This window comes from Rhodococcus sp. R1101, assembly GCF_000278445.1.
Taxonomy (GTDB): domain Bacteria; phylum Actinomycetota; class Actinomycetes; order Mycobacteriales; family Mycobacteriaceae; genus Rhodococcus; species Rhodococcus gordoniae.
Genome location: NZ_AJVB01000077.1, coordinates 1 through 12,213, shown reverse-complemented (window position 1 = coordinate 12,213; position 12,213 = coordinate 1). Strand labels below are relative to the sequence as shown.

General features: G+C 67.6%; 16 protein-coding genes and 1 pseudogene. 6 read left to right on the top strand and 11 right to left on the bottom strand.

What is annotated here, in order from left to right:
* Positions 1 to 42 precede the first annotated feature (42 nt).
* The 3 genes from R1101_RS0108035 to R1101_RS0108025 are packed head-to-tail and all read left to right on the top strand — an operon-like array spanning position 43 to position 2,097.
* Positions 43 to 786, top strand: a complete 744-nt coding sequence (locus R1101_RS0108035) for a TetR/AcrR family transcriptional regulator (protein WP_115311496.1) — start codon at positions 43 to 45, stop codon at positions 784 to 786.
* Positions 787 to 830: 44 nt separating this feature from the next.
* Positions 831 to 1,211: a DUF4873 domain-containing protein gene (locus R1101_RS0108030; RefSeq protein ID WP_016932926.1), complete on the top strand. Its 381-nt coding sequence runs from the start codon at positions 831 to 833 to the stop codon at positions 1,209 to 1,211.
* A 28-nt stretch (positions 1,212 to 1,239) separates the two neighbouring features.
* The gene (locus tag R1101_RS0108025; RefSeq protein WP_016932925.1) at positions 1,240 to 2,097 is read left to right on the top strand and encodes a polyphosphate kinase 2 family protein; all 858 of its coding nucleotides are present in this window, start codon (positions 1,240 to 1,242) and stop codon (positions 2,095 to 2,097) included.
* Between the two features lie 108 nt (positions 2,098 to 2,205).
* Here the strand turns inward: R1101_RS0108025 and R1101_RS0108020 are convergent, their stop codons facing one another.
* The 4 genes from R1101_RS0108020 to R1101_RS0108005 all read right to left on the bottom strand — a co-directional run bounded on the left by R1101_RS0108020 (position 2,206) and on the right by R1101_RS0108005 (position 4,915).
* A complete protein-coding gene (locus R1101_RS0108020) occupies positions 2,206 to 2,427 on the bottom strand; it encodes a hypothetical protein (RefSeq protein WP_016932924.1) in 222 nt (73 codons plus the stop codon).
* Positions 2,428 to 2,490: 63 nt separating this feature from the next.
* On the bottom strand, positions 2,491 to 3,054 hold the full coding sequence (locus R1101_RS0108015) for a dihydrofolate reductase family protein (RefSeq protein WP_016932923.1): 564 nt from the start codon (positions 3,052 to 3,054) through the stop codon (positions 2,491 to 2,493).
* Positions 3,051 to 3,986 (bottom strand): helix-turn-helix transcriptional regulator, encoded by a 936-nt coding sequence (locus tag R1101_RS0108010; RefSeq protein WP_016932922.1) that lies wholly within the window; start codon positions 3,984 to 3,986, stop codon positions 3,051 to 3,053. The genes R1101_RS0108015 and R1101_RS0108010 overlap by 4 nt, the downstream gene beginning before the upstream one ends.
* Before the next feature lie 71 nt (positions 3,987 to 4,057).
* The gene (locus tag R1101_RS0108005) at positions 4,058 to 4,915 is read right to left on the bottom strand and encodes an SDR family oxidoreductase (RefSeq protein WP_016932921.1); all 858 of its coding nucleotides are present in this window, start codon (positions 4,913 to 4,915) and stop codon (positions 4,058 to 4,060) included.
* A gap of 126 nt (positions 4,916 to 5,041) precedes the next feature.
* On the opposite strand from R1101_RS0108005, the gene R1101_RS0108000 reads away from it, so the two are divergent.
* On the top strand, positions 5,042 to 6,061 hold the full coding sequence (locus R1101_RS0108000; RefSeq protein ID WP_016932920.1) for an iron-containing redox enzyme family protein: 1,020 nt from the start codon (positions 5,042 to 5,044) through the stop codon (positions 6,059 to 6,061).
* 79 nt (positions 6,062 to 6,140) lie between these two features.
* On the opposite strand, the gene R1101_RS0107995 is transcribed toward R1101_RS0108000, so the two are convergent.
* The 3 genes from R1101_RS0107995 to R1101_RS0107985 form a co-directional block, all read right to left on the bottom strand.
* Entirely contained in the window at positions 6,141 to 6,413 is a 273-nt protein-coding gene (locus R1101_RS0107995) for a hypothetical protein (protein WP_026003012.1), read from the bottom strand.
* Positions 6,414 to 6,493: 80 nt separating this feature from the next.
* Positions 6,494 to 7,594 (bottom strand): NAD-dependent epimerase/dehydratase family protein, encoded by a 1,101-nt coding sequence (locus tag R1101_RS0107990; protein ID WP_016932918.1) that lies wholly within the window; start codon positions 7,592 to 7,594, stop codon positions 6,494 to 6,496.
* A gap of 40 nt (positions 7,595 to 7,634) precedes the next feature.
* Positions 7,635 to 8,180 (bottom strand): Dps family protein, encoded by a 546-nt coding sequence (locus R1101_RS0107985; RefSeq protein WP_016932917.1) that lies wholly within the window; start codon positions 8,178 to 8,180, stop codon positions 7,635 to 7,637.
* A 216-nt stretch (positions 8,181 to 8,396) separates the two neighbouring features.
* On the opposite strand from R1101_RS0107985, the gene R1101_RS30640 reads away from it, so the two are divergent.
* Positions 8,397 to 8,552 carry a DUF6131 family protein gene (locus R1101_RS30640; RefSeq protein WP_006552398.1) on the top strand — a complete coding sequence of 52 codons (156 nt, stop codon included), beginning with the start codon at positions 8,397 to 8,399 and terminating at the stop codon, positions 8,550 to 8,552.
* Between the two features lie 228 nt (positions 8,553 to 8,780).
* Here the strand turns inward: R1101_RS30640 and R1101_RS26135 are convergent, their stop codons facing one another.
* From R1101_RS26135 to R1101_RS0107960, 4 genes are all read right to left on the bottom strand, one after another.
* Complete coding sequence (locus R1101_RS26135; protein WP_051017500.1) at positions 8,781 to 9,047, bottom strand: CDGSH iron-sulfur domain-containing protein; 267 nt, start codon at positions 9,045 to 9,047, stop codon at positions 8,781 to 8,783.
* A 4-nt stretch (positions 9,048 to 9,051) separates the two neighbouring features.
* Positions 9,052 to 9,678 (bottom strand): HemK2/MTQ2 family protein methyltransferase, encoded by a 627-nt coding sequence (locus tag R1101_RS0107970; protein WP_016932914.1) that lies wholly within the window; start codon positions 9,676 to 9,678, stop codon positions 9,052 to 9,054.
* Positions 9,679 to 9,876: 198 nt separating this feature from the next.
* Positions 9,877 to 11,469, bottom strand: coding sequence for a phytoene desaturase family protein (locus R1101_RS0107965; protein WP_016932913.1), 1,593 nt, complete (start codon positions 11,467 to 11,469; stop codon positions 9,877 to 9,879).
* A complete protein-coding gene (locus R1101_RS0107960) occupies positions 11,466 to 11,909 on the bottom strand; it encodes an SRPBCC family protein (RefSeq protein ID WP_016932912.1) in 444 nt (147 codons plus the stop codon). The genes R1101_RS0107965 and R1101_RS0107960 overlap by 4 nt, the downstream gene beginning before the upstream one ends.
* Positions 11,910 to 12,025: 116 nt before the next feature.
* On the opposite strand from R1101_RS0107960, the pseudogene R1101_RS26130 reads away from it, so the two are divergent.
* A pseudogene (locus tag R1101_RS26130) lies at positions 12,026 to 12,213 on the top strand (phosphofructokinase); the annotation flags it as partial.

Below are 12,213 nucleotides of genomic sequence, written 5' to 3'. Positions count from 1 at the left end.
AAGGCCGGATCGTAGACTGAGCCGACGATCGACACCGAACGGATGTGCCACACAGTGTCCAGCAGACCGCAGACGACTCCGAACCCGACCTCGACCGAGGTCGTCCCGCCCGTCAAGCAGGACGGCCGCAAACGGCGCTGGCACGAACACAAGATCGCTCGCCGGGAAGAGCTCGTGGACGGCACCATCAACGCGATCCGCTCGCGCGGACACGAGATCGGCATGGACGAGATCGCCGCCGAGATCGGCGTGTCGAAGACGGTGCTCTACCGCTACTTCACCGACAAGAGCGACCTGACGACCGCCACGATGCTGCGGTACGTCGAGACGGTTCTCGCCCCCCGGATCTACGCGGCGGTGGCCGAGGATCTCGACGAGTACGACCTCACCCGGGAGGCGATCACGGCGTACGTCGAGACCGTCGCCGATGATCCCGAGGTCTATCTGTACGTGATGAGCAACAGCGCGTCGGCGGGACGCGACGTGGTGGCCGATTCCGAGCGGATGATCGCCGAACTCGTCGCGACCGTCCTGGGCGAGCGACTGCGACTGCTCGGGATGGATTCGGGTGGCGCCGTGCCCTGGGCGTACGGAATCGTCGGCGGCATCCAGCTCGCGACGCACTGGTGGATCTCGAACAAGTCGATGACCACCGAAGACCTCATCGATTACCTGACGATGATGATCTGGGGCGGCATGACCGGCATCGCCGGTGTCGCCGGATCGCCCATGCGCTTCAAGTCGCAGCCGCATCCGCTCCTGCCGGAGTCGTCGCCCGCTCCCTGATCGCCAGCTTTACCGTTACTCGGAGTAGCACGTATAGTGCGAGCATGAGCGACCACGCGGACGATCTGCACGACCAGGACGATCCCGGTTACCGCGGCCCTGCCGAGGTTGCCGTGGGAGACCGCACGGTCGGCGTCGATGTCGAGATCTCCGGCCGGTTCGATCCGCTGCTCGGCCGGCACGTGTGGCGGGGCCGGATCCGTAAGCTCGCCGAGGCTCTCGGCGGAGACCCCTCCCCCGCGCCGGGAACCACCGTGACCATCACGGTCCCGGGCGCGTCGGAGCCTGCGACCGCCCGCATCTCGGAGATCGATCTGTGGGGCAGCCACATGGTCGACGGCATCTCACGTCCGCCGTACCCGCTGCCGACCGACGCGAACGGCGTCCATTCGAGCGCCGACGCGAACGGTGTCGATCCCACCTGAGGCTCGTCGTGTGTGACACGCTTGGCCGATGACGAAGGACGATGTCTTCCGGCCGGCCTCGATCGTCGAAGCCCTCCGGGCAGGGCCCGACACGCGCGTCGCCGCCATCGACACGAACGCCACGCCGGGTTTCGACGGCGACAAGGCTCTCGGCGAGCGTCTGCTCACCGAACGCGGCGCCGTTCTCTCCGGACTCCAGGAGATGCTGTTCGCGGAGGGCCGGACCGGCGGTACCCGCTCGGTGCTGCTGATCCTGCAGGGCATGGATACCGCCGGAAAGGGCGGGATGGTGCGTCACGTCGTCGGTCACGTCGACCCGCAAGGCGTCGACCACACGGCCTTCGGTGTCCCGACCGCAGAGGAGAAGCGGCACCACTTCCTGTGGCGGATCTCGAAGGCACTCCCCCGCAACGGTCAGCTCGGCGTCTTCGACCGCTCACACTACGAGGACGTGCTCGTCGCCAGGGTGAGATCGCTGGTGCCGGAGAGCATCTGGCGCGGACGTTACGACGAGATCAACCGGTTCGAGAGCGAGATCGTCCGCGAGGGCACGACCATCGTGAAGGTGGCGATGTTCGTCTCGCTGGACGAGCAGAAGAAGCGCCTCGCCGAACGTCTCGAGCGCCGCGACAAGCATTGGAAGTACGACCCGAGCGACGTCTCGGAACGCGCCCTGTGGCCGCAGTACCAGCAGGCCTATCAGGACATGCTGGATCGGACGAACACCGACGAGGCGCCCTGGTACGTCATTCCGTGCGACCGCAAGTGGTACAGCCGTCTGGCGGTCACCGAACTGCTCATCGACGCGTTCGAGCGTCTCGACCTCGACTGGCCGGAGCCCACTTTCGACATCGAAACGGAGAAACGCCGACTCGCAGAGTCGTAGGATGACCGACTCGCAGAGTCGTAGGATGACCGACTCGCGGATCGTGAGGAGGCTGTGCGAGGTGAGTGACGCGAGCCGGCTCCCACCGACTCGCGTCGCGTACGGCCCTCAGAACAGGTGCGGTGTGTCGTAGTGCCGCTTGTGGTCGCGGCGAACGGTTCCGGTGACCATGCCGAATGCCGCTCCGAGCGCGACGACCGCAGCGAGCGCCGCGACGATCGCCCAGCCCTCGAATCCGTAACCGGCCGCGACGATCGTCAGGGCGATCATCAGGACCGAGGCCAGCGCGAGCGCGTAGGCGCTCCACGCCACGAAGAGATTGAGTTTCACGACCGGCCTCCTTGGACGAGGTGTGTCCCTCTCGGTGCCGACGGTACCTTCAGGTGACGCACATCACAACCGATTGGTGGCGTCCTTGCACACTTCGTAGCGCATGACGGCGAATTCCCCACTCTGCCCGATCTCGGTGAGACGCATCTCCACGTACCGCGGGAGCAGTGGTCGGCCGGATCCGATCGTCACCGGCGCGAACGAGACGACGAGTTCGTCGAGCAGGCCGTGCTCGGCGAACTGTCCGGCGAGGTCGCCGCCACCCACCATCCACAGGTCGCGGCCGTTCGCGGCTTCGGCCATCTCGGCGTAGACCTGCCGGACGTCCTTCTGCGTGAACCGGATGTCGCCGGGTTCGTCCCCCGCCCGGGCCACGGGCAGGTCGTCGCGATGCGTGAACACCCAGCAGGGCAGGTCGTACTCCCACTTGTCTGCACCCGCATGGTCGAGAACCCAGCGGTAGGTCGACGACCCCATCACGATGGCGCCGATACCGGCGATGAACTTCTCGTACCCGACGGGCCCGCCGTCCCCGGTCTCGCGGGTGAGCAGCCAGTCGAGCGAATGGTCCTCGGTCGCGAGAAATCCGTCCAGCGTGCTTGCGGTGTAGTAGATCATCCGGGTCATGAGCTGTTCCTGTTCCAGTCGAGTGGATCGCCGTGGTCGACGTCGAGGCCGGCCGCCCGCATCATGTGCCGAGCAAGTTGGCGGCGGTGCGCGGCGAAGGTGAGGACATGGGTGACCACTCCTGCGAGCACGAAGCTCTCGGGAGGGTCGCACAGGGCGTCGATGAGTATGTCGCCCCAGGCGCCACGGCGATGGATGTCGCGGATCGTCTCCACCCATCGCGGTGCGACATCGTCGAAACGTGCTGCCAGCGAGCCGATTCCACTGTCCGTTTCCACGGGCTGGTCGGCGCCGACCATCGACGCCAGCCAGACCTCCTTGGCGCGCACGAGGTTGCCGAGCACCCGCGACACGGACTCCTCGGGGCCGTCCCACTCGAGCACGACGAGGCCGGGGAACCGGATCCGCTCGCGTTCGTCGTCGTCGAGTTCCGCGGCACGGCCGAGGAGATAGCGGGTGTCCGCGAGATCGTGCTGCACCATCTGTGCCAGGACCTCGCGCTCCGGATGAGCGGGTGCCGCGGGCCGTTGCCCGTCCTCCTCGACCCAGAGATTGGTGGGCGGGTGGAAGTGGACACCGTTGGGGGCGGGGAGCCAGTGGTCGCTGCCGCCGGTGCCGAGCACCCGGGCGGTCACGCTCGGGGGATATCCGTAGGCGCGGGCGAATGCGCGTCCGAACCCTTCGACGCTGTCGTAACCGGCGGCGAACGCCGCATCCGTGACCGACCTGCCGTGGCGCAACTGCCAGGCGGCGCGTTCGAGCATCACCCGGCGGCGCAACGCCACCGGCGACTCGCCGGTACCGACCGCGAAGGTGCGGCTGAAATGCCACGGCGAGGCGTAGGCGTGCTGCGCCATCCGTTCGAGGGTTACGTTGTTCTCCTCGAGAACGGCGTCGAGCAGTTCCCGGAGTCGGTCACGGCCGAGGGTCATGCGTTCAGTGTCGCGTGCAGACCCCGGCCGCCGCCCGACCGTTCTTGCTCTCTCCCGACCCTACCTCGACGTCAGCCCGGCATGGTCTCGCCGCCGAGTGGGGCGAGCACTTCACCGCTGTAGTACGAGGACATCGTCTCCGACGCGAAGAATACGTAGGACGGGGCGATCTCGTCGGGCTGCGCGGCGCGCCCGAAGGGTGCCTGTTGCCCGAACTCGGACACCTTCTCGGCATCCATGGTCGCCGGGATCAACGGGGTCCACACCGGCCCGGGCGCCACGCAGTTCACCCGGATCCGCCTGTCCTGCAGTGCCTGCGCGAGCGAATAGGTCAACGCGATCACCGCACCCTTGGTGGCCGAGTAGTCGATGAGCGTCTTGTTGCCACGCAGCCCGTTGACCGAGGCAGTGTTGATGACGGACCCACCCGGCGTCAGATGCGGCAGCGCCGCCTTCGTCACGTGGAAGAAGCTGTCGATGTTCACGGCGAAGGTGTGCCGCCACTGTTCCTCGCTCAACTCGGCGAGGTCGTCGACGGGCTGCTGGGTGCCCACGTTGTTGACGAGAATGTCGAGTCCGTCGAGTTGCTCTACCGTCTCGGCCACCACCGACCGGCAGTGCTGCGCATCGCCGAGGTCGCCGGCGATGACGTGGCACGTGCGGCCCTCGCGTCGCACGAGGTCGGCGGTGTGCTCGGCGTCGCGGTGTTCTTCGAGGTACGCGATCGCGACGTCGGCGCCCTCCTTCGCGAAAGCGACCGCGACGGCACGTCCTATGCCGGAGTCGCCGCCCGTGACGAGCGCCTTGCGACCCGACAGCAATCCGCGTCCGACGTAGCCGCGCATCTCGTCGGCGGGACGCTCGGCCATGTCGTCGGTGTCACCGGGGTAATCGATGGTGTGGGGTTCTCGTTCGCGATCCTCGCTCATGGCCGCCGGATACCCACAGACCGTTGCGGTATTCACCGCCGGCATCGTTGTCCGGAGACCGGTATGCGCAGCTCTCGCCGCCCGCCCGGCCGTTTTTGCGAGCCTCCGAGCGGGTAACCCGGACTCATGGCCCACGAGACCCGGATGTGCGATGTGCACGACGCTCCGCTTCCCACGCCCCGCGGACCCATCTCCGCCGAGATCGTCGAACGTCTCGGCGGTCCGGTGGACGATGCCCCGTGGAATGTGACGACCGACGGCGCGGATGCCTACGGCGAGGACGTCCAACTCGCCCTCGCCGTTCTCTACGAGCTCCACTACCGTGGTTTCGCGGGTGTCGATCCCGCGTGGGAATGGGCACCGGCACTCCTCGGGGTCCGGGCACGCCTCGAGCGCGTCTTCCTCGATCGGTTGCGTGCCGACGTACCGGCCTCGGACGATCCGCAGAGCGTCCTCGAGGATCTGTGCTGCGAACCCGACGACTCGTGGGGTGTCTCCCACGAACTCGCCGCGAACGGCACGTGGGAGATGATGCGCGAGTTCTTCGTCCATCGCTCGATCTACCACCTCAAGGAGGCGGACCCGCACGCTCTCGCGATCCCCCGGTTGTCCGGTCGCGCGAAGGCCGCGCTGGTCGCCGTCGAGTTCGACGAGTACGGCGGCGGCCGTGCCGAGCGCATGCATTCGCGGCTGTTCGCCGACCTGTTGCTCGCTGCCGGCCTGAAGGACGACTATCTGGGATATCTCGACGTCGTCCCTGCCGTCACCCTCGCAACGGTGAACTTCATGTCGTTGTGCGGTCTGCACCGCGCGTACACACCGATGCTGGTCGGCATGTTCGCCGCCGCCGAGATCACCACCGCCCCGAGCGCCCGGCGCATGGTCGAGGCCCTCGAACGCCTGGATGCGGACGACGCCTGCATCCTGTTCTACTCCGAACACATCGAGGCCGACGCCGTCCACGAGCTCGTCCTGCGGCACGACGTGGTCGGTTACCTGCTCGAACAGGACCCGGCTCGGGCGCAGGACATCTCGTTCGGCGCGCAGGCCATCGAGTTCCTGGAGGGACGGCTCGGGAGCCATCTGCTGGGCAGCTGGGCCGCCGGCCGCAGTTCGCTCCTCACGTCGGCCGCGGCGCCGGCCTGATTGCCGGGTACGACGCAGCGAGGTGGAGCCTCGGGACGGTGCGTCCCGAGGCTCCACCTCGTTCGTGCCGGCATCCGGCTCAGTCGATGAGACCGGGTTCGTGTGTGGGGGTACCACCGGAGCCGCGGAGGCGGCGTCGACGGAGATTGACAGCGGACATCACGACACCGACGACGATGAGCACGGCCGCGGCGACGGCACCGACGAGCACCCATCCTTCGAAGCCGTCGCCCGCCGCGTAGAGGACGAGAGCGACGACGGCGATCCCCACGAGGATGCAGGCGTATCCGACCCAACCCGAAGCTCGGGAAGCAGTGGTGGGAGCGTGAGCTCGATTCGATGGTTTCGTCATGCTCGTGGATACCGCATCCGGCCGTCCGTGAAACCCAGGGGTGACAAGAACGGGAACGGATGATTCTGCGCCGGAGAGTGTTACGACGGAATCCGCCGGCCGATCGGTCCGCGCTCGACGAGTGCGGCAAGGCGTTCCCGCGCGCTGCGCGGGGAGAGGACAGGACTGTCCGTGCCCGTCGCGCTGCGCATTCCGCGTACCGTCTCGGCCCACACATCAGGACCGTCGTGTTTCGGCGACCACCCGAGTTCGTCCCGGGCCCTGGTGCAGTCGAGCAGGGGGCAGGAGTACGCGAGATCGATCCAGCCGCCCTGCACCGGTTGCAACCGGAGGCGCCAGGTCGCTTCGGCGAGCACCGACAGCCCCCATCGCGGCACCGGAACCGTCGGGCAGTCGAACGGAGCGGCGAAATCCCGCGCTCCCACCGGAGTCGGCGCCGCCAGATTGAACGGACCGGGTACCCGACGTTCGAGGGCTGCGACCAGCGCATCGGCGACATCGTCGGAGTGCACGGCCGGAATGGTGAGACCGTGGTCGATCGGAATCACCGGCAGGTGGTTCGTGATGCCGGCGGGCACGAACTCGGGCAGCACGTAACGTTCGAGGCCCGAGCCGGAGACCAGTTGCCCGATGAATCCCGGTCGGAAACGCGTGAGGACGGGAACGTTCGTACCCGTCTCGTAGTCGTCGAGGAACTTCTCCGCCGCGACCTTGTCGACGCTGTACACGCAGGTGGGTACCCCGTCGCGACCCCACGACTCGTCCACTTCCCGGCCGTACGCACCGCCGGAGTAGACGGCGGCCGAGGACATGTGGACCACGTGCCGTACCCCCGCCTCGGCAGCGGCCGTCAGCACGGCGCGGGTGCCGTCCACGGCGACCCGGCGGAGGTAGTCGCGACGATGCGAGGGCTGGAATCCCCACGCGAGGTGGACGACGGCGTCGGCGCCCGCGAAGATCGGCGCCAGCACCCGTGCGGCGTCGGGATCGGCGAGGTCGACGGCACACCACGTCGCTGCCGCATACGGATCGCGCGCCGGAGGAATCCGGCGCGCGATCGCGACGATATCGAGTTGTGCGGGATGAGCGGCCAGCCGGCGCAGAAGCGCCGTGCCGACGTTCCCGCTCGCTCCGGTGACGACGATGCGTCGTGGCAGGCCGGTCCGTGAGGTCGAGGCCATCGGGATCGTCGGTGCCGTCCGTGTCGTCCGTGTGTTCCGGTCAGCGGGCCGAGTCCGCTGCGTCCTTCTCCGTCTGCGCATCCGCGTTCGGAAGAGCACCGGAGGCGTTCTCCAGGTGTGCGCGGACGAACCACTGGAACTTCTCGAGCTGGCCGGTCTGGCCGATCAGGACGTCCTCGGTGATCGGATCGAGCTTGCCGACCTCGTCGATGGCCTTGCGGTTGTCGGTGATCAGTCCGTCGTAGACGAGATCGAGGGCGGCGAGGTGCGCCTGCGCGGTGTCGCGGCCGACCGAGTAGTCGTCCCACGTGCGGTTCTTCTCGATGGCACCGGGCGTGCCCTTGGGGGAACCACCGAGCGCGGCGATCCGCTCGGCGACTTCGTCCGCGTATCCACGTACGAGCTCGACCTGCGGGTCGATCATCTCGTGGACGCCGATGAAGTTCGGGCCGACGACGTTCCAGTGGATGTGCTTCAGCGTGAGGTGCAGGTCGTTGTAGGCACTCAGGCGCTCCTGGAGAATCTGCGCGGTGCGCGAACCGTCGGCATCGCTCAGGCCGGGAACCGTGTAGCTCGACTTCGACATATCTACCTCCAGAATGCTCGGGTGTGTCGGCAGACGGATACCCGGGACACGGGGAGATCCAAACCTCCGGGCGTACTCGATGACCTTCGACCGGTGCGGAAGGACTTTCGTCCGAATTTCTCCTGTCACAAACGTTTGGAAACGGACCAACCCGGTTATTCGATCGCCGGGCTCCGAGACTTCCAGGTCTCGGACATGACATCTGAGGTGGCGACAATGATCATTCTGGGTCTGATTCTGTTGGTGGTGGGGTTCTTCACGGGTATCTCCATCCTCACCACACTCGGAGTGATACTCCTGGTGATCGGCGTGATCCTTGCGATCCTGGGCGCGACGGGCCGGGCCATCGGCGGACGCGCACACTGGTACTGACCCCTTCGACAGTCCGTGCCGGGAGGAGACGTCCGGCACGAGACAGGACTCAGGATCCCGGGTGCTTCCGAGCACCCGGGATTCGTCGTTTCCGGCCTGTTCACCGCCGGGGGTTCACCCGCAGGTCGCCTCGACCGGCCGACCGGCTCCCCGGACACGGCATCCGGGCCGGCCCCGTACAGGGACCGGCCCGGATTCGCGGTGGCGTCTCGGTTTCGCGGTGTCGTCTCAGTGATGTTCGGTATCGGTGCGCGCAGCTGCCGTCTTCGGTTTCCGGAGGGCGCGATGACTGGTGTCGCACAGGGGGTACAGGGCGCTGCGGTGACAGCGGCATACGGCCACCACGAAGCGGTCCGACACCGTCTCGGCGCCGTCGTCGGCGACGATCCGGACCGGACCCTCCACGAGGGTCGGACCACCCCTCACCTGCCGCACCACCCGTGCTTCACATTCACCGTCCGCAGTGAGCTGTGTGATCTTCGGTGTACCACTCACGTTCTCAACCCCTCGTGCGGGGACGGTCGGCACGCACGACCACCACTTCTTCGGTCAGAGCCCCGGGTTCCGCCAGTTGTGTCGAATACAGATATCCCGCGCGGTTGCGCAGAACCGGCCCGAAGGGGATCCGGTTGCGGGCCACGACGGACGCCTCGAGATCCGCATCCCGCAGACGGGACAGCGTCGCATCCACACCGGTGAACTCCGAGTGCACGATCAACGCGAATCCGCCGGGAGCGAGCAGCGAGGGGAGACTGTCGCACAACGGATCGAGAACGCAGCGTCCGTCGGCGCCGGCATCCCAGCGGGCGTCACGGTTCTGTCCCTCACAGGGAACGTACGGCGGGTTCGACAGCACGACATCGAACGGACCGTGGAGCAACGCGTCGTCCAGGCTTCCCTGCCGGGCACGGATCGGCAGCCGGCGCGACCACGCGTTGAGGCGTGCGCTGAGCACCGCGCGTGGGTCGATATCGAAGGCCGTCACCGAGGAAGCGCCGAGCATGGCAGCATTCACCGCCAGAAATCCTGTCCCGGTACAGAAATCGAGTACGTTCGCACCTTCGGCACCGCCTGCGTCCGCAAGCGCGCCGGCCAGCAGATACGAATCCTCCTGAGGGCGGTACACCCCTGGAAGACGCCATACCCGCGGCGAATCCGATCCGTCCAGCGCCAGGGAAGCTGTCACGTCACACCACCTCGGTATCTCGAGCTCGACGGCATCTCCACCACACCGGGCCGAAAACCCGGATCCGTCCGTTCGCGGGCGGATACCCGTGTGACTTCCGTGTGAAACACGCCACCGACGCGCGAGTGGTGTCCGGTGTCACGAGAACAGCATCCGGCGAGCAGCATTTCGGACACGACGCGTCACCGGAGCAGTGCGTTTCCCGTCCGCGAGCGCGGCATGCGCGGCGTTCCAGCCACCCATCCCGTGGACTCCGCCGCCGGGATGCGCGGCCGCACCGGCGAGATACACACCGTCGACCGGAGTTCGCGGTCCGCCGAATCCGGGAGTGGGCCGAAGGAACAACTGCTGGTAGACCTGCGCGGTTCCACCGTTGACGGCACCGCCGACGAGATTCGCGTCGGCTGCTTCGAGGTCCCCGGGCCGCTGGACGTGTCGCCCGACCACACGTGCTCCGAATCCCGGTGCGTAGGCCTCGAGTTGCGCGTCGACACGCTCGGCGAGGCGGTCGGCTGACGCGTCGTCCGTGACGCCGCGCGGCAGATGTGTGTAGGCCCAGCAGCTTTCGGTGCCCTCCGGCGACCGCGTGGCATCGGTCGTGGTCATCTGCCCGAACAACAGGAAAGGCGATTCGGGGACAACGCCGGTGGACAGATCGGCCGACCACCTGATCATCGCGTTCGTGTCGGCGCCGACGTGCACGGTGCCGGCTCCGCTCAGCGAGGGCGAACGCCACGGCACACGGCCGTCGAGGGCATAGTTCACCTTCACCACCGGGGTGTCCCATTCGAACTTCCGGAGGTCGTCGAGCACGCGCGAACCGACGGCGGCGGCCGGGAGGAGACGCGTGTACAGGGCCGGAGCCGAGACGTCGGCAAGGACGGCACGTCGCACCTTCACCCGGTCGCCGCCCGCGGTGCGCACGGCGGACACCTTCCCGCCCTGCACCTCGATGCCCACCACAGGCGAAGTGCACCGCACCTCCGCACCTGCCGAGGTGCCGCGCCGGACCAATGCGTCGGTGAGCGCCCCCGCGCCACCGACCGGCGCGGGGAAGCCGACGTCCTGCGCGAGCATCGTGAGCATGTACCCCATGACGCCGCTTCCGGGCGCTTCGGGCGGGGTGTCGGCGTGCATCGCATTGCCCAGGAGCAACAGCCGCGCCGCCGAGCCACCGAACAGTTCGGCGGACATCCGGGTGACGGGCAACGCGAGCATGCGTGCGTAGCGCAGCAGGTCCCCCGTCTTCATGGTCCGCATCAGGTCGACGGAGCCCCGGACGGGTGGAAAAGGTCCGAGGAGCAGTTCGAGCAGTGGGCCGCGCACCTGCTTCCACTGTTCGAACAGGGCCAGCCACGCCGCACCGTCACCGACGCAGCGACGTTCGAGGTCCGCTGCCGTGTCCGCCGGATCCGGCGAGACGACGATCGCGTCCTCGTCGTGAGGGCCGAGCGGATGACCGAATGCCTTGGGCGATCGCGCCCACCGGAGGCCGTGCGACTCCAGATCGAGGGCCCGGAAGGCAGGTGAGGCCACACCGAGGGGATAGAACGCACTGAACAGATCGGCGCGGAATCCGGGATGGAGCTCGGCGCTGCGCACCGCTCCGCCGGGTTCGGGTTGCTCTTCGAGCACGAGGACGTCCCATCCCGCATCGGCGAGCACAGCGGCGGCCGTCAGGCCGTTCTGCCCGGCACCGATGACGACCGCATCCACCGTCGTGTCGCTCATTCGGTGGCGCCTTCGGCGAGCAGCACCAGTCGCCGCAGGCATTCCTGGTTCCGTGGCAACACCAGTTCCTCCTGCACACGATCGGGGACGTGTGCGTACGGTCCTTCGACGACGTGTTCGGCCATCGAGATGCGGGTGCCGCCGTCCCGAGTGGGTTCGAGGGAGATCGCGATCTCGGCCTTACCGAACAGCCAGGCGCGTGCCCGCAGCACGAGTTCCCGCTCGGGCACCATCGCGCAGACCTCGGTGTAGTCGTCGAGCAGGAACGGCCACAGGCCCACCGAATGGTGGATCCGGGTTTCCGGTCGGGGCCAGGCAGGGTCGACTGCTCGGATGCGGGACGCACCCACCACCCATCCCGCGTACCGCCAGCCGTCCGCGAGGATCTCCCAGACCTTCGACGGTGTCACCGGTGCCTCGATCGTCGCGATCCTGGCCATGCCCGCTCCTCATGTTTCTGGACGACAGCTCGCTTGCGGCAGACGCATACCCCGCTACCGCAGGTGTCACACGAGATCGGGTGTCATCGCTGCTCGGAGGGGGTATACGGACCGGCATGGAACCCGAGAACACGTCCGTGAACCCGTACGCCTTCGTCTTCGCCCCCTCTCCCCTGCTCACGGTCACGCTCGAGAAGGCGCCGGACGGAAGCACCGAACTGCACGTCCACCCGGGCGGCCAGGGCTTCTGGATCGGGCGCATGGCCGCGACTCTGGGAATGGACGTGCATCTGTGCGGGCCCTT